At 38.2% G+C, this 15,098-nt stretch carries 13 protein-coding genes; 1 reads left to right on the top strand and 12 read right to left on the bottom strand.

The genetic code is table 11. From position 1 onward, the window contains the following. Positions 1-14 precede the first annotated feature (14 nt). The 7 genes from BMY21_RS01345 to prfB all read right to left on the bottom strand — a co-directional run bounded on the left by BMY21_RS01345 (position 15) and on the right by prfB (position 8,117). Complete coding sequence (locus tag BMY21_RS01345) at positions 15-1,331, bottom strand: ABC transporter permease (RefSeq protein WP_074640175.1); 1,317 nt, start codon at positions 1,329-1,331, stop codon at positions 15-17. Beyond that, on the bottom strand, positions 1,328-2,002 hold the full coding sequence (locus tag BMY21_RS01340; protein ID WP_177177707.1) for an ABC transporter ATP-binding protein: 675 nt from the start codon (positions 2,000-2,002) through the stop codon (positions 1,328-1,330). The genes BMY21_RS01345 and BMY21_RS01340 overlap by 4 nt, the downstream gene beginning before the upstream one ends. Continuing rightward, positions 1,992-3,293, bottom strand: coding sequence for an ABC transporter permease (locus BMY21_RS01335; protein WP_074640171.1), 1,302 nt, complete (start codon positions 3,291-3,293; stop codon positions 1,992-1,994). Before BMY21_RS01335 ends, BMY21_RS01340 begins: the two co-directional genes overlap by 11 nt. Continuing rightward, a complete protein-coding gene (locus BMY21_RS01330) occupies positions 3,290-4,405 on the bottom strand; it encodes a hypothetical protein (RefSeq protein WP_074640169.1) in 1,116 nt (371 codons plus the stop codon). The genes BMY21_RS01335 and BMY21_RS01330 overlap by 4 nt, the downstream gene beginning before the upstream one ends. A gap of 9 nt (positions 4,406-4,414) precedes the next feature. Then, positions 4,415-5,293 (bottom strand): signal recognition particle-docking protein FtsY, encoded by an 879-nt coding sequence (ftsY, locus tag BMY21_RS01325; RefSeq protein WP_074640167.1) that lies wholly within the window; start codon positions 5,291-5,293, stop codon positions 4,415-4,417. Continuing rightward, positions 5,290-6,996, bottom strand: a complete 1,707-nt coding sequence (locus BMY21_RS01320) for a DUF8525 domain-containing protein (protein ID WP_143064137.1) — start codon at positions 6,994-6,996, stop codon at positions 5,290-5,292. Before BMY21_RS01320 ends, ftsY begins: the two co-directional genes overlap by 4 nt. Next, positions 6,980-8,117, bottom strand: a protein-coding gene (gene prfB / locus BMY21_RS01315; RefSeq protein WP_143064136.1) for a peptide chain release factor 2 whose coding sequence is annotated in 2 segments (ribosomal slippage) — positions 6,980-8,047 and positions 8,049-8,117 — 1,137 coding nt in all. Because the reading frame shifts where the segments join, the coding sequence is not laid out codon by codon here. Before prfB ends, BMY21_RS01320 begins: the two co-directional genes overlap by 17 nt. Before the next feature lie 57 nt (positions 8,118-8,174). Here prfB and BMY21_RS01310 point away from each other — a divergent pair. Continuing rightward, a complete protein-coding gene (locus BMY21_RS01310; RefSeq protein WP_143064135.1) occupies positions 8,175-9,050 on the top strand; it encodes a tetratricopeptide repeat protein in 876 nt (291 codons plus the stop codon). Here BMY21_RS01310 and BMY21_RS01305 read toward each other — a convergent pair. The 5 genes from BMY21_RS01305 to BMY21_RS01285 are packed head-to-tail and all read right to left on the bottom strand — an operon-like array spanning position 9,047 to position 15,094. Then, positions 9,047-11,131, bottom strand: a complete 2,085-nt coding sequence (locus BMY21_RS01305; protein WP_074640159.1) for a tetratricopeptide repeat protein — start codon at positions 11,129-11,131, stop codon at positions 9,047-9,049. The genes BMY21_RS01310 and BMY21_RS01305 overlap by 4 nt on opposite strands. After that, the gene (locus BMY21_RS01300) at positions 11,124-11,912 is read right to left on the bottom strand and encodes a hemolysin family protein (RefSeq protein WP_074640157.1); all 789 of its coding nucleotides are present in this window, start codon (positions 11,910-11,912) and stop codon (positions 11,124-11,126) included. The genes BMY21_RS01305 and BMY21_RS01300 overlap by 8 nt, the downstream gene beginning before the upstream one ends. Continuing rightward, on the bottom strand, positions 11,909-12,385 hold the full coding sequence (gene ybeY, locus BMY21_RS01295) for an rRNA maturation RNase YbeY (protein ID WP_074640155.1): 477 nt from the start codon (positions 12,383-12,385) through the stop codon (positions 11,909-11,911). Before ybeY ends, BMY21_RS01300 begins: the two co-directional genes overlap by 4 nt. Next, positions 12,382-14,172 carry an HD family phosphohydrolase gene (locus tag BMY21_RS01290; protein ID WP_074640153.1) on the bottom strand — a complete coding sequence of 597 codons (1,791 nt, stop codon included), beginning with the start codon at positions 14,170-14,172 and terminating at the stop codon, positions 12,382-12,384. Before BMY21_RS01290 ends, ybeY begins: the two co-directional genes overlap by 4 nt. Next, complete coding sequence (locus BMY21_RS01285; protein WP_074640151.1) at positions 14,153-15,094, bottom strand: PhoH family protein; 942 nt, start codon at positions 15,092-15,094, stop codon at positions 14,153-14,155. The genes BMY21_RS01290 and BMY21_RS01285 overlap by 20 nt, the downstream gene beginning before the upstream one ends. Positions 15,095-15,098 lie beyond the last annotated feature (4 nt).

Genomic DNA, 15,098 nt, shown 5'->3' with positions numbered 1-15,098 from the left:
ACCCTCCCGTTCGATTAATTCTTTCTCAATATATCGAGCGGTTTTTCACGACCAGCTTTTCGTGCAGGAATATAAGAAACCAGCACTGAAAGAATCAAAACTGATACGGATATAAGGATAATCTGAATTCCAGGAATTTCAACTGGAATTTCAGATAAATAATAGGCAGGATCCATAAGATGGATTTCTCCGCCCCCACCCATAGCAGAAATCAAATTCACAAGACTTTCAAGCCCATGAACAATCTGATTTGAAAAAACTGTAAGAATTATACCGATTGGAAGCCCAATTACAAGCCCCCCGGCACCACAGGCAAGAGCTGCAGTCAAAAATGCCAGAGTAATGCCCCGAGGCTTTGCACCAATACTTTTCAATATTGCAATTTCTTTCTGGCGTTCCATAACAAGCATTACAATAGCAGAAGAAATATTTATAGTTGCCACCAGAACAATGAGCATCATAACAAATACAAGCATTACTTTTGTTGATGAAAAGTTTTCAAACTCAGCTGTATGAATCTGGTCCCAGCGGTAAACATTTGCATAACGTCCGAAGTTTCCGGCAAGTTTTTTTTGAATGGAAACAAGATTTGGAGAAAAGGCATCTTCTGTTTCGAACATTACATTATAAGAGGCACTTTCCATTGAAAGTGAGTTATAAGCAGCTTCAATTGGAATAAACACCCAGAACTGATCCAGTTCCTGATATCCAGAAGAAACTACTGCCGCAACAGTAAAGGACGTAAGCTTTGGAACAATTTTATCACCGGCAGTTCTTGTAGTTATAACACGGAAAGCATCACCTGCATGAAGTTCAAGTTCCTCGGCAAGTTTTTTTCCTATTACAGCGGGGGATCTTTTTGCACTTTCATCCGGAGATATAAAAGCATTAAGTTCACCTTCACAAACTTCAAACAATGAATTAAAAGATTTATTTCTCTTAAAGATGTCTTTCTCTATGGCACGGAGTTCTATACCACTTCGGCCATTTTTACCGGCTGCAATTGCAGAAATCTCTACTTCCGGATATACACCGGTTACTCCCCGTACTTCACCTGCCTCATCAGCATATTCTATAAAATCTTCTGCAATCTGAACCTTACTGATACCCAATGCAACATAAGCCTGGATGTGAGATGAAGACAGTCCTATAATTCGCTGCGTCATTCCGTCTATCATGCCGTTAGTAATTGAAGTTACTACAACAAGAGGAACAATACTTAAACCAATACACAGCACTGCTCCAAAAAGACTTCTTCGTGCAACAGACTTCTTTTCAGATTTAGGGAAAATCAGGCTTTTTGCAAATTTCAAGGAATATGAAAAAATCATTTAAGTCTTCCCTCTACAATACTGAACTGATAATCTGCATTTGCAGCAAGCTTCATATCATGAGTTACAAGGATTAAAGTCTTTTTATATTTATCTGCCATTGAGAAAAGAAGACTGCCGATTTTTTCTGCATTTGCAGGGTCCAGATTTCCTGTAGGTTCATCAGCAAGAATCAGGCTAGGATCATTTATAAGGGCACGTGCTACAGCAACTCTCTGACGCTCACCACCAGAAAGCTGAGATGGAAGGTGATCCTTTCTTTCTGCAACTCCAACATCATTCAAAAGCTGAGTTGCACGTTCAATTGCATCCTTTTTTGGTAAGCCTGCAATCAATGCCGGCATGTAAACATTTTCAAGTGCTGTAAAATCTTTGAGAAGGTAATGAAACTGAAAAATCAGACCAAGAAAATTAGAACGGTATTCAGACATTTTTGCTTCAGTCAGAGAAGTTACTTCCCATTCACCGGCTGTTACAGTTCCGCTTGTGGCATTATCAATTCCACCGATAATATTCAGCAGGGTACTTTTTCCACTACCGCTCTCACCTACTACAGCAATTTTAGAACCTTCCTCAACATTAAGATTCAGGCCCTTAAGAACTGTGAGACGTTCACTGTCTGTTACATAAACCTTTTCAAGATTTTTTATTGTAAGGATATTACTCATTATGAAGTACCTCCGAAACTGTCATTTTCAAAACATTTTTACTTGCAGCAAGTGAAGCAATAAGCGGTGAAAGAATTCCAAAAAGTGCTATTGCTGTAACTTCTCCAGGGAAAACACGTGCTGGTATTGTTGCATAAAGATTATAAGAAGAATTAACCTGTACATACTGAAGATTCTGTCTGTCTGTAATTGCAGTGACCAAATATTGAATTGCATACATCAATTTTGCAGCAGCAGTAAATACAACATCTGTATTCAAACTGATAAGCAGACCTAGTAAAACTCCAACAAGAGCACCGAGAGTTCCCATAATAAATCCACGCATTATAAAAATTGCCTTTATTCCAGATTTACGTGCTCCCAAGGCAGACAATACTGCAATTTCTGTTCGGCGCTCAAAAACAAGACGGCGCATACCGTTATAAATATTTATTGCAACGACAACAAAAATAAGTGCTACTAAAAGCAGCAGCATATTTTTTTCAATTCGCAATGCACCAAAGAAAGTCCGGTTAAAGTTTCTCCATGAAAGAAAATTGATTTGAGGAAGTTCTTTTTTAAGAGAAGAAATCGCTCGTAAATCTCCATCGTATTTATGAAGCTTAATTCCCCAGATTTTTTTAGCAGAACTTCCGAAATATTTCTTAGCAGCTTCTGTACCGACAAAAGCATAGGAGTTATTTATTTCTGCATAGCCGGTAGTAAAAATGCCGCGAACTGTAAAAATTCTATCGGAAGAAAAAAGTTCTACATCACTTCCACCACTCATTACGAGCAGGTTAACATTGCTTCCAACACGAACACCTAGATTCCGTGCCAGAGAACTTCCTAATATTATTGAATCAGAATCAGAAAAATCAAAAGCTCCGGAAAGCATTTTAAGCTGCTTTCTAAAGCCTTCATCTTCGTAGTAAATTGCTTCATCAGCAGCACGAACATTAACGGCAACTGCTCCACCTTTTTCGCCAGTCATTAAAACCTGAGACTCATAAAAAGGAACACAGGCTGCAACATGCTTATCTTCAGCACAAACAGAAATCAGATTCTTTTCTAAATGCTCTGGCACATCAACTGCACGTAGATGATATGACGAAACCTCCAGAATTGCATCTATAAAGCTCATCTGAAAACCATTCATAATGCTCATTACAACAGTAAGTGTCATAACACCAAAGCAGATACCAAGAGTCGCAAGTCTTGAAGTAACTGCAGAACGTCCCTTTCTGTCTACACGGGCAAAGCGTCTGGAAACTGCGGAAATCCATCTGATTTGTGTAATTAAGTTCTTTTTCAATTTCCTTCTCCAACTCTTTCGTAAACCTTTGTTCTGAATAAGCGACCGTTATTATAATATTCATCACGAAGGCGGAAGTCATCTTCATAATAAGTTATGACAGAAAAAACGGAATCAAAATATATTCTGGTTAAATAAGTTCCTTTTTTCTTTGTATATTGATTCTGCATTTTTAACACATCATTTTCAAAATATTTTGAATCTGGTGGAATTGGAGCTGTATTATCTGTAGTGTTTTCAGTTGTATCTTCAGCATCTTTTTCGTTATTCAGTTCATCTGTATTTGTATAATTATATTCATATCTTTTTGAAAAAAGGACAGGCTTATTATCATAAACAGAATCCTTATAAGAGTATTCCTTCTGTTCGTCTTTTAGAATACGATTCTGTTCATCATAAAACCAGTTTCTTTCCATAACCAGATATCTTTTTTCATCCTTCAAAATATACTTCACAGAAGCAACAGGTGATGAATCTGAATTATAATTTACAGTTTCAACATCAGTATCTGTAAGAATATCCTTCTTAATAACTTTTCCTGTCTCTTCTGAATAAACAAATATCTCGCTACGAAGTTTCTTTGCATCTGACGCAGAAGCAATTTTCCACTCTTCTTTTTTTACAAGCTGATAATCATTATTGTAAAAATTTCTGACAACATTTCCGTCTGCAGAATGAATTATAATAAGCCCGTCCTCTGTATATTGCGGCATGAGAATTTCATTATTGTATTCAAAGAATCTCATTTCATTGTTTTTTCCAATGAAAACTTTTTCTTCGGCTTGAGTTTCTTCTGATTCAGCAGTCTCTTCTGTCTCTGAAACTTCAGGCGGTATTTCGTCAATCTGATATTCTGTCAGAGAGTCTTCCATCTTAGAAAGTTCTTCTGCAATTCTCTCTTCTTCAATATGCAGCAAAAGCTCTTCTACCCAGGAAGCGTCATCTTCTGCAGGACTGTAAAAAGAATACAATTCCTCATCTGATTTTTCTTCGGCAGAGTTTTCTACATCAGTCTGTTGTCCGCGTTTTTTACAGGAAACAAACAAAGTCGCCAGCAGCAGAAAAATCAGAGAAAATAAAAAACTTTGTCTCAGAATAAAACGTGCGTTCATTGACTGGTATTAGCCCTGCATAGAAAGAAATTCATTTATATAAGCTTCTGCATTAAATGGAGCAATATTATCATAACCTTCACCAGTACAGATATAAGCAACAGGAAGTCCAAGCTCACGGCCAATAGAAACTGCCACTCCGCCCTTTGCTGTTGAATCATATTTTGTCATGATGATTGCATCGATTTTTACAGCCTCATTAAAAACTTCAGCCTGTCTCAAAGCATTTTGACCAGTAGTTGAATCAATTACTAGAATTTTTTTATAGCAGCCTTCGTCAGCTTTTAAACCGCAGGTACGGTCAATCTTCTGAAGTTCTCGGACAAGATTTTCTTTATTATGAAGACGTCCTGCAGTATCTGCAATAACAAGACCAGGACCAGCTGCGCGAAGTGCATCTGCTGCATCATAAACAACTGCAGATGGATCAGAACCATGCTGATGACTTACGACACGAACTCCAAGCCGTTCTCCATGAAGAGCAAGCTGCTCAATAGCGGCAGCACGGAATGTATCTGCACTTGCCATTACAATATTTTCTACGCCGTTGTTTTTAAAATATTTTGCAAGCTTAGCTGCAGTTGTTGTTTTACCAACACCATTTACACCAAGCATCATCCATACATTCTGTTTGCCTGCTTCAGGTATAAGATAAACTGAACGTACATCCTTAAGCAGAAGCTCTTTAAGTTTTGCAAGAATGGCATCATGCTCACGGATTTTTTCTTTATCACAAATTGACTCAAGTTCATCAACTACTTCAAAAGCAGTTTTTGCACCGATATCACCTTCTACCAGCATATCAGTAAGTTCTTCAAAAAAATCTTCGTTTATTGTACTGCTCTTTGAAAAAAGCGATTTCAGTTTTTCGCCAAAGGATTGTTTCATTCTGTTTCTCCATCTTTTTGATTTGATATTTCTTCTGTTTCAACAGTATTATTTCGTTTTTTAATTTCTTCCAGTTCTTCAGGAGTATAATAAATAAACTCTGAATTCTTTGATGCTTTTGCTTTTTGAGGCAAAACAGAGTTTGCAGCCATCAGATATCTGACAAGTTCATAGCCCCAGAATAATCCGCAGCCTAAAGAAATTGCTTTGGAGACATTAGATGCTGTCTGCCAGTTCTTTGCCGTTTCATAATCAATCTGATTATTTGCATACAGATTTGCATTATTCTTAAAATTCGCAAGTGTATAAAAAGTTGGAATCAGAGATATGATAAAAATACTGTACGAAGTGTACATAATTTTGCGGCGTTTATCTATATAAGCCATTCTGTCCATAGGCTTTGGATTGATTATGACATTACTGCTGTCAAAAGTAAGCTTATGCGGAATATAGAAAAAAGCCGTTTCTCCATTTTCTGCTACAAACTCACCTAAGATTTCTTTTCCATTTATTGCGATTTGTGATTTTTGCGGTTCAACTTCAATCGCACGTTCGCCATTCATCAAAAGACTTCCGTTCAGAGGCTTTTTTAATTCAACCTGAATAAATCCCGATTTTGGCTTTTCAAAATTTATATCGATAAAATATTTTTTATTTCCTTCAAATGCGTATGTTGTTCCGGCTGCCTTATATCCTTCAGAAATAAACTGAATTGTATGAATACCAGAATCCACAATTAGCTTTCCGCTTTCGATTTTCTGAAGCACGTCATCAATATAAACAACTGTTTTTGGAGCAGCTTCCTGAGGGGAAACAGCAACAACAAGTTCAACAGGAAGAGAATTTGAAATTACCGGAACAAGCTGCATTGCAATACTTGTAGTTATAAGTTCCAGTTCTTTTACAGAACCTACTTCTGCTACCGAACCAATCTTTCTTACTCCAGGATATATATACATATCAACATATACAGAAATATAATCTCCGTACTTTGAATAATGCCCTGTAAGCAGAGTGTTGATTCCCGCATTTACTACAGCCTTTTCATAAAGGGAATCTGTTACAGCCAGCTCCTTTAACTCATTTGACGGTGTATAAAGTTTTGAAACATCATTTCCATAAAAACTGATCTGTTCCTGCTGAATCAGACTTTCATCCTTTTCAAAAATCTTCTTAAATAAGTTTTTGAATTTATTTAACTCAGATTCCTGAGTTTGAAGTTCAGCATCACCGTTTGCAACGGCAGCCATTTTTCTTTCATTTTCTTCGGTTGCTTTTTTTAATTCGTCCAGATTAGCAGTTATTTTTTCCTGTAAGCTTGTAATTTTTTTCTGTGACTCCTTAAGGGCCGTCTTCAATTTATAATCAGAATAATTTGCAAGAACGAGTGAATCTCTTTTTTTATATTCTGCAGAAAGCTGTAAAAACAGTGACTGCCGTTCAGTTCGGAGTTTGTATTTTGTACGTTCAAACTGTTCTTCCGGCATTACATTTCTGGTAACAGCAGTTCCAATTTTTTCCAGAATATCTGAAGGAAGCATTTCTGCAGTTTTTGAATTTACATTATCTTCGTTAGACACATTATCAGCAGTAAATTTCTGAGCGGCAATAGTCCACTTACCGCTCTCACAGAAGAGCGGCAGGCAAAGGCTAACCCCGTTGAGAATAATTATCAGAAATAATGCACTAAACCTCTTCGTCATCATCCCCAGAGCCATCCATTGGAAGTCCCTTCCATTTTGCAACAAGGTATGCGTTCATAAAATCGTCGAGGTCACCGTCCATTACAGCCTGAATGTTTCCTACAGAGAAACGGGTACGATGGTCTTTTACCATTGTATATGGACAGAATACATAAGAGCGGATCTGGCTTCCAAAAGAAATATCCTTTTTTTCTGCCATGAACTTTGAGTTCTCTTTTTCTTTCTGCTCGCGGTAGTATTCGTAAAGCCGTGCCTTAAGCATGTTCATACAGGTCTGGCGGTTCATAAGCTGACTGCGCTCTGTCTGGCAGGCAACAACAATTCCAGTCGGAATATGAGTAAAGCGAACGGCAGAGTCTGTTTTGTTTACGTGCTGTCCACCCTTTCCACCTGCACGGTAAGTATCTACGCGGAGATCTTCAGGTTTGATGTCAACTTCAATTGTATCATCCAGAACAGGATAAACGTAAACCGAAGCAAAACTTGTGTGACGGCGTGCATTTGCATCAAACGGAGAAATACGTACCAGGCGGTGAATACCACCTTCACCCTTAAGGTAACCGTAAACAAAGTCGCCGGAAATCTGAATTGTAATAGATTTAATTCCACCTTCTGCTTCAAGTTCATCTACAACTTCTGTTTTATAACCGTGACGTTCTGCCCATCTTAAATACATACGGCTGAGCATAAAGGCCCAGTCACAGGCTTCAGTTCCACCGGCTCCTGCGTGTACTGTAAGGAAGGCATCGTTCTGGTCTACTTCTCCAGAAAGAAGGTTCAGAATATTTAATTTATCAAACTGTGCCTTTGCAGCCTCATACATTGAGCGAACTTCATCTTCATCGCTCTGCTCGCCTGATTCTGCGGCAAGCTCGTACATGGCCTCAAGGTCATCCATATCTGCTATGATTTTTTTCCACGGTTCTATGCGGCTTTTGAGTTTTCGAATCTGGCTCATTACTTTTTCTGCCGCTTCATGATCATCCCAAAAACCGTCTGCTTCTGTAAGCTTTTCTTTATCTGCTATTGCTTTTTCAATTGCAGCAGAGTCAAAGACGCCCCCAGACGTTCATAATTTCTTCTCTCAACTGTTCAACAGGTAATTTTATTTCTTCTAACATACGCTTAGAATATCAGTAAACTTGATTTTCTGCAATTCTAACTATATTATAATATATATGAAGAAACTGATTTGCCCGTTAATTTTGATACTCTGTGCTGCTCATTTATTTGCTGACCGCCCCCTTGTCCGCGACATACAGGCCCGGGCTGGAAATGGAAAGAAGGTTCGTATTACCTGGCAGCTTCCTGAGAATCCGGAACCGGCTTTATACAACCTTTTGTTATATAGAACTACAGAGCAGATTTCTTCTTACGGCCAGTTGAGAGGGCTTGAACCGGTTGCTACTCTTACACCGGACCGGGCCGGATACACGGACCAATTGGAGGATCTCAGGGATTATTATTACACGGTGATTTCGGAGACTTCAGCAGGCCCATACGACCTCGTGCTTTTATCCTTTAACTCTACAATTACCAGTGTACATTTGATTACAAAAAAGGTTGTTGAACAGCCGGAAGAAAAAGCTGAATATGAGACGATGTATCCAGACGGAACTTTGAGAAAAACACCGCTTCCTTATCTGGATATCATTGAAGGAGTTGGTTCAGAACCTTTGATTTCTGACAAAACAGCCTCTAAAGTTACAAGTCTTACCGGTGGAAACTCAAAAGCTACCCCGGCAACAATTCTTACACCATATATTTTTGAAGAAGATCTTGTTTCTCCAGATGGCGGAGATGCTTATCTGCTTTTTGAAATCTTAAAGACTTCTTTTGTTACTAAGAAATATAAAGAAACAATTGATAAGTTGAATCACTTAATTGGAACAAATATAAGTATTGAGACAAGAAACCGAGCCTGCTTTTATCTTGGAGAGGCTCAGTATTTTAATCATAATTATGAAGATTCTGTAAAAAGTTTCGTAAAAGTTCAGTCTGCGTTCCCTAACCTTTCTCAGAAATGGCTTGAAGCAGCTTTAGACAGAATCTAGCGGATTTTTCTCAGTAAATCTATAATTGCAGGTCTTTCTACGGCCTTTTTAATTTCAGCAACAAGTTCGTCGCCCTTTACGCTGTTATTTACGACAGGCTTTCCTTCTTCATCTGCATTAGGAACTGTATCCATTCCGGCTTCAGAATTCTGGGCAGGCATACTTACAAGAACAAGTTCATCCCCTTCATTGATTCTGTCATAAAATCCGTGACTCGTAATTAAAGCTTCAGAGACTTCTTCTCCTGCTTCAGTAACTACGAGCATTCCAACTACATCTTCATCACGGAAGAAAAGTCCGCTTCCAGCATCTGCTGTTTTTACAGCTCCTTTACGAACAATCTTAAATTCAGCATCCTTCACAATGTTTTCTGAACGACCTAAATCTATCAGAACTGTTTTTCCGTTTCTCTGAAGAATCTTTCCGCGAACTGTAAGTTTTTCCAGAACAGAATTTCTAAAGCGTCTTAAAACTGTAGAAAAACGATTGTTTCCTGTAGCGTAATATTTTTCATTAAAGGTTTCTGTTCCAGTTCTTCCCGAGTACATTGTAGCGCTAAGGCTTACATCATCCTCACCTTCACTCAAAGAAACCATTACAAAATAATCAAAATTATTCGCGCGGGCATTTTTAAATGCTTCACCATAACCAGAAACCGGTGTTACCTGAGTTTTTACAGAAGTTATTGCAACGCCACTGAATACATCTCCACAGGCAAGTGCTGTAAGTCTGTCTGAATCTGCATGATTAAAAGTAGAGGTATTTTCTGTATAGAAAACTGCAATATTCCATCTGATTTTATCGAGATAGAATGCATCGACCTTCCATCTTTTTGCGAGTGTATTATTTAATAGAGAATCATAGGCTTCAATTGTGTCATTAAGATTTCTGGAAAGTCCTGTATCTGAATTTTCCTTTACAAACTTCAACTGACTCAAATAAAGCTCGTGCAGTCCATTAAGTTCAAGAATATCAGCATAAGCAAGACGAGCCACAGCATTTGAAGGATCAAGCATCAGTGCTCTTTGATATTCATAAGTACTTCCAGCCTTATCATAGCGGCTGTCATACTGTCTTGCATTATTCAGATGATAAGATGCCCACTGTTTTCTGCGTGCATCATCAAAATCAAGTTCATTTTTTGCAGTAAGCTCAAGCATCATACGCATAAGCTCATCCTGAGGACTTACAGAAAGACCTGTATCCCAGGTTGCAATTGCTTCATCTGTATTTCCAAGTTTTGCCTGTGCAGTACCTTTTAAATACCAGGCAGAAGAAGCATTTCGGTTTCGACCTATAATAAAATCGCAGAGATTTATTACTTCTGTATATCGATGCTGAAGGTAAACTATCTGTGCGAGGAGCTCGTAAGCCTGTTCATAACCGCCGCGGATTTCAACTGCAATTCGGGCATGTTTTTCAGCAGACTTATAATCTCCCTTCATTGTATAAATAATTGCGGCAAGATAATGAACTTCAGGTTCACCAGAATAATACTGCATTGCCTGCTTCAGATATTTTTCAGACTGTGAATAGCGTTTTGTTTCTGCGCAGACAAGTGCCAGAGAAAGCAGAGCCTTTCTGTTTGTATTCTGACGTTTAAGCGCTTCTGCATACTGATTTTCAGCGCCGGAAAATTTTCCGTCATAAAGCTCAATTTCAGCAAGACCAAAATGAGCATCTATGTCATTAGGATATTTTTTTAGAACCTCATTAAAAATCTGGCGTGCTTCATCTGTACGGCCAAGCGCCAGTAAAATCATTCCCTTAAGGTTCTTTATTTCACTTCTGTTTTTTTCGTATTTTTCTGCGCTCTCAAGATACTGGAACGCAAGGTCAAATTCACCAAGATGATAAGAACAGTCTGCCAGACGGAACCAGGCTTCACTAAAAGCAGGATTTGAATTAACTACCTCAATATAATACTGCGAAGCGGTATACCAGTTTTCTTCGTTTTGAAGTTCAACAGCTTCGTTATACAGCTTGAGGATATTTTTTGATTCTGCAGCAAAAAGCGAAGCCGTTCCTGCAGCAGAAACCAAAATCAACGATAATACAACCCCTGCTAATTTTTTACTCATCATCCTTTCCGTCATCTATATTTTTAATAATTTTTACCATATTGATTCGGTGGCCTTCCATATCCTGAACGATAAAATCATACTCGTTCCAGCTCACCTTTTCATATTTTACAGGAACTTTACCGAATAAATCAAATACAAATCCACCAAGAGAATCAAAATCTTCATTAGGGAATTCTGATTCCAGAGTTTCATTCAAATCATCAAGATTTACGCGGGCATCACAAAGCCATACATTATCGCTAACCTTTAAGATATCTTCCTGTTCCTTGTCAAATTCATCCTGAATATCGCCAACAATTTCCTCGATAATATCTTCCATTGTTACGATACCGGAAACTCCACCGTACTCATCAATAGCAATTGCAATATGAAGATGATGACGGCGGAACTCACGAAGAAGCGAGTCAATGCGTTTGCTTTCCGGCACAAAGTAAGCTTTACGTGCCATATTTGTAAGATTGATTTCTTTTTTTTCGGCAAGACATTTAATGATGTCCTTTACATAAAGTACACCGATTACATTATCAATTGAATCTGTATAAAGAGGAAAGCGTGAATGCCCGCTGGTAACTATCTTTGTAAAAAGTTCTTCCTGAGGTGTATCGCTGGAAATAAAATCAACATCGATTCGGGGAATCATAACTTCTTTTACAGATGTCTTAGACAGATCCTCAACACCCTGAATCATGTCTTTTTTTTCTTCGTTTAAGATTTCCTGCTGTATCTGTTCCGCCTCTTCGGCAGCAGTATTCTTTTTCTTCTTCTTAAAAAAACTCATTTTATTATTTTTTCATCCTTTAATTGTTCTAAAACTTTTTCCTGAAGTACAAGCATTTCGCACTGTGGAGCAACGCCCTTTTCAATATGCTCCTCGCCATGGTCCATACCATTCAGATGCAAAAGTCCATGTACTATAAGACGTTTGAGCTCGTCATTTCTGCTCTCTTCAAAATAATCGGCATTTACAGGCAAAGTATCAAGGCTGATTACTATATCGCCAACGCATTTCCATTTGCCCTCTTCATCCTCGTATTCTTCATCGTTCTCAAAAGAAAGAACATCTGTAGTACTGTCAATGTTACGGTAGGTTTTATTTAGCTCCTGCATATAAGTGTCGTCGCACATAAGCATGGAGATTTCTTCACCATCAAACTTAAGCTCGCCCAGAACTTTCTGAACAAACGGCTCTACATTATTAAACCAGTCCGGCTCGTCTACACCGTCCTGCATAGCTACATATACGCGATTCATTTCTTTTCCTTAACTGTTTTTGCTGCTGTTCTTGAAGCAGTTTTTACAGGTGCTTTTTCTGTTTTCTCTGGCTTTTCAGCTTCTTTTTGAGCTTCTGCTGCAATTTCTTCTTTTTTTGCAGGAACTTCATCAGGATCCTGCTGATTCTGATATTTAATTCTGTTGTGGTAATATCCTGTAAGCAGATTTACAAAAGCAGCCTTAATTCTCGAAATATCGCGGAAAGTCAATTCACAATTATCCAGCTGTTTAGAATCTACCTTCTGATTGATAAGAATTGTAATGAACTTATCAAGACGAGGAGATGTTGGATTTTCAAGAGTATGGCAGGCAGCCTCGACTGTATCTGCAAGCATTACTACAGCAGATTCCTTTGTAAAAGGAGGATTACCAGGGTAACGGAAATCATCTTCATCAAGTGAAGGATCTTTTTCCTTTGCCATATTATAGAAATATGTAATTATGCTGTTTCCATGATGTTCTGCAATAATATCAATTACTGCCTGAGGAAGATGAAGCTGGCGGGCTTTTTCAACACCCTTACGAACATGGCTTTTTATAACAGAAGCAGAAAGATTTGGATTCAGGTCGTTATGTTTATTTTCCATTCCGTTTACCTGATTTTCAACAAAATATTCACTCTGATCCATCTTTCCAATATCGTGATAGTAAGCACCAACTCTTGCAAGCAATGCATTTGCTCCGATTTCACGACAGCCAGCTTCAGCCAGTTGTGCAACCATCATTGAGTGATTGTAGGTACCGTTTGTCTGAATCTGCATCTGCTTAAAAATCGGAGTATTTGTATCACTCAAATCCATAAGACGGAAAACAGATGCTGTATTAAGCATGATTTCAAGCGGAGTAAGGAAACCTAAAGTAAGAATACCGGAAAGGAAACCGTTAATTGCAAGTCCAATTATAAGCTTTGGTAATTCTTCAAAAGTTTCATTAAATACTACAGAGAATAAAACTACATACACAATATTAAAAGCCGCAATCATAAGACCTGCAAATACAAGGTCGAGACGGCGTTCAATTTTTCGTACGATTGCAGCTGCTGTAAGTGAAGATGCCAGTGTCATAAGGAAGGTTGATACCTGCCAGTTAGTAGCACATAAAACACCCATAGACATTACAATTGAAAGCAGAAGAGCAGAAAGATTGCCGTAAAGAATTGTTACAATCATAATGAATAAAGCAGATGGAATTGCTATACAAATGCTATAGGGACTTGAGAAAATAGAAAGTTTTCCACAGAAGGCTGTAACCGCAAAAACAGCCAGGAAGAAAATTACCTGCAGAAGCGGTTCCTTAAATAAAAGCCTTCGGTTTACGGAAATAAATGTGAATAAAAGATACCACATTATAGACAACAGAAGCAGATAAAGCTCGCTGTTTGCAAAAGCCCTGTAATCTATATACAAAGGAGAAGCAGACATTTTTTTGAGTTTAGAAAAGCCTTCTTCTGTAATGGGGAAACCTTTCTTTATAATTTTTTCACCTTTTGTAACGGTAATCGGATCAATATTATCTGGTGGAAGACTTCGGTCTGCAATAATTGTGCGGTCTGCAATCTGACCTATTTCAAAATCTCCAATTGAAAAATTGGCAATTGTTTCTGCTGTACTGATTTTCAGGAAATTTAAAGCAGAAACAGCCAGAAGTCCCGCAAAAAACATGATGAGGAACGGATAATTTTTCCTCATATAGTTTCCTATTCCCTGTACAATATAGTTTGCTGAAACAGGCCTGTTATTGTCTTTTTCAGAATTGTTCTTTTTCATTTTCATACGCCTTTACTATTTTTTTTACTAATGGATTTCTAACTACATCATCTGCAGTCAGTTCCATAAATCCAATATCTTCTATTTTATTTAATATGCTGATTGAATGCATCAGCCCGGATGTTACTTTTTTAGGAAGGTCAATTTGAGACGGATCTCCGGTTACAAAGACCTTTGTATTCTCGCCCATTCGGGTAAGGAACATTTTCATCTGTGCACAGGTTGTATTCTGAGCTTCATCAAGAATTACAACTGCATTATTTAAGGTTCGTCCGCGCATATAGGCAAGCGGCGCAACCTCTACAATTCCAGCTTCAAAAAGCCGTTTTACAGATTCTGGAGGAAGAATTGTTTCCATTGCATCACGAAGAGGACGAAGATACGGGTCAATTTTATCTTCCAGATCACCTGGTAAAAAGCCAAGACTTTCACCTGCTTCTACAACAGGTCGTGTAATTATAAGCTTTGTTTTTTTATGAGTAAGAATTAAACGTAATGCTTCTGCCACTGCAAGATATGTTTTTCCACTTCCTGCAGAACCTGTACAGAACACCATATCACGATTCTGAAGTAAATCAACATATTCTGCCTGTCCCTGAGTTCTTGGATAAACCCTGCGAACCGCGCCAGGAACCATAATCACCATTTCATCAGCGTCTACCTTCCGCTTTGTATTAAGAACGGAAAGTATTATATCATCACTGTTTTTACCTCCAGACTGTACCTCGTCTACGATACGGTCCACTATAAACTGGAATTTCTGGCAGATTTCAGGAGCGGCATTTTCCACAGAGAGCTCGTTTCCTTTTGAAAAAACAGGAACTCCCAGATGTTCTTCTATGAGCTGTAAATTTTTATCATTAGTTCCACAAACACAGGAAAGTACATCATTGTCTGGAACTACAATAGTATATTCGTTCAAAAAA

The organism is Treponema bryantii (assembly GCF_900111035.1).
Lineage (GTDB): Bacteria > Spirochaetota > Spirochaetia > Treponematales > Treponemataceae > Treponema_D > Treponema_D bryantii_C.
This window is presented reverse-complemented; position numbering and strand designations above follow the sequence as displayed.

What these genes read in the sequence shown, in the direction of transcription:
- BMY21_RS01320 (WP_143064137.1), bottom strand. Translation starts at nt 6,996, where the DNA reads ATGACGAAGAGGTTTAGTGCATTATTTCTGATAATTATTCTCAACGGG.
- ftsY (WP_074640167.1), bottom strand. Translation starts at nt 5,293, where the DNA reads ATGAAACAATCCTTTGGCGAAAAACTGAAATCGCTTTTTTCAAAGAGC.
- BMY21_RS01345 (WP_074640175.1), bottom strand. Translation starts at nt 1,331, where the DNA reads ATGATTTTTTCATATTCCTTGAAATTTGCAAAAAGCCTGATTTTCCCT.
- BMY21_RS01310 (WP_143064135.1), top strand. Translation starts at nt 8,175, where the DNA reads ATGAAGAAACTGATTTGCCCGTTAATTTTGATACTCTGTGCTGCTCAT.
- ybeY (WP_074640155.1), bottom strand. Translation starts at nt 12,385, where the DNA reads ATGAATCGCGTATATGTAGCTATGCAGGACGGTGTAGACGAGCCGGAC.
- BMY21_RS01305 (WP_074640159.1), bottom strand. Translation starts at nt 11,131, where the DNA reads ATGAGTAAAAAATTAGCAGGGGTTGTATTATCGTTGATTTTGGTTTCT.
- BMY21_RS01300 (WP_074640157.1), bottom strand. Translation starts at nt 11,912, where the DNA reads ATGAGTTTTTTTAAGAAGAAGAAAAAGAATACTGCTGCCGAAGAGGCG.
- BMY21_RS01290 (WP_074640153.1), bottom strand. Translation starts at nt 14,172, where the DNA reads ATGAAAAAGAACAATTCTGAAAAAGACAATAACAGGCCTGTTTCAGCA.
- BMY21_RS01330 (WP_074640169.1), bottom strand. Translation starts at nt 4,405, where the DNA reads ATGAACGCACGTTTTATTCTGAGACAAAGTTTTTTATTTTCTCTGATT.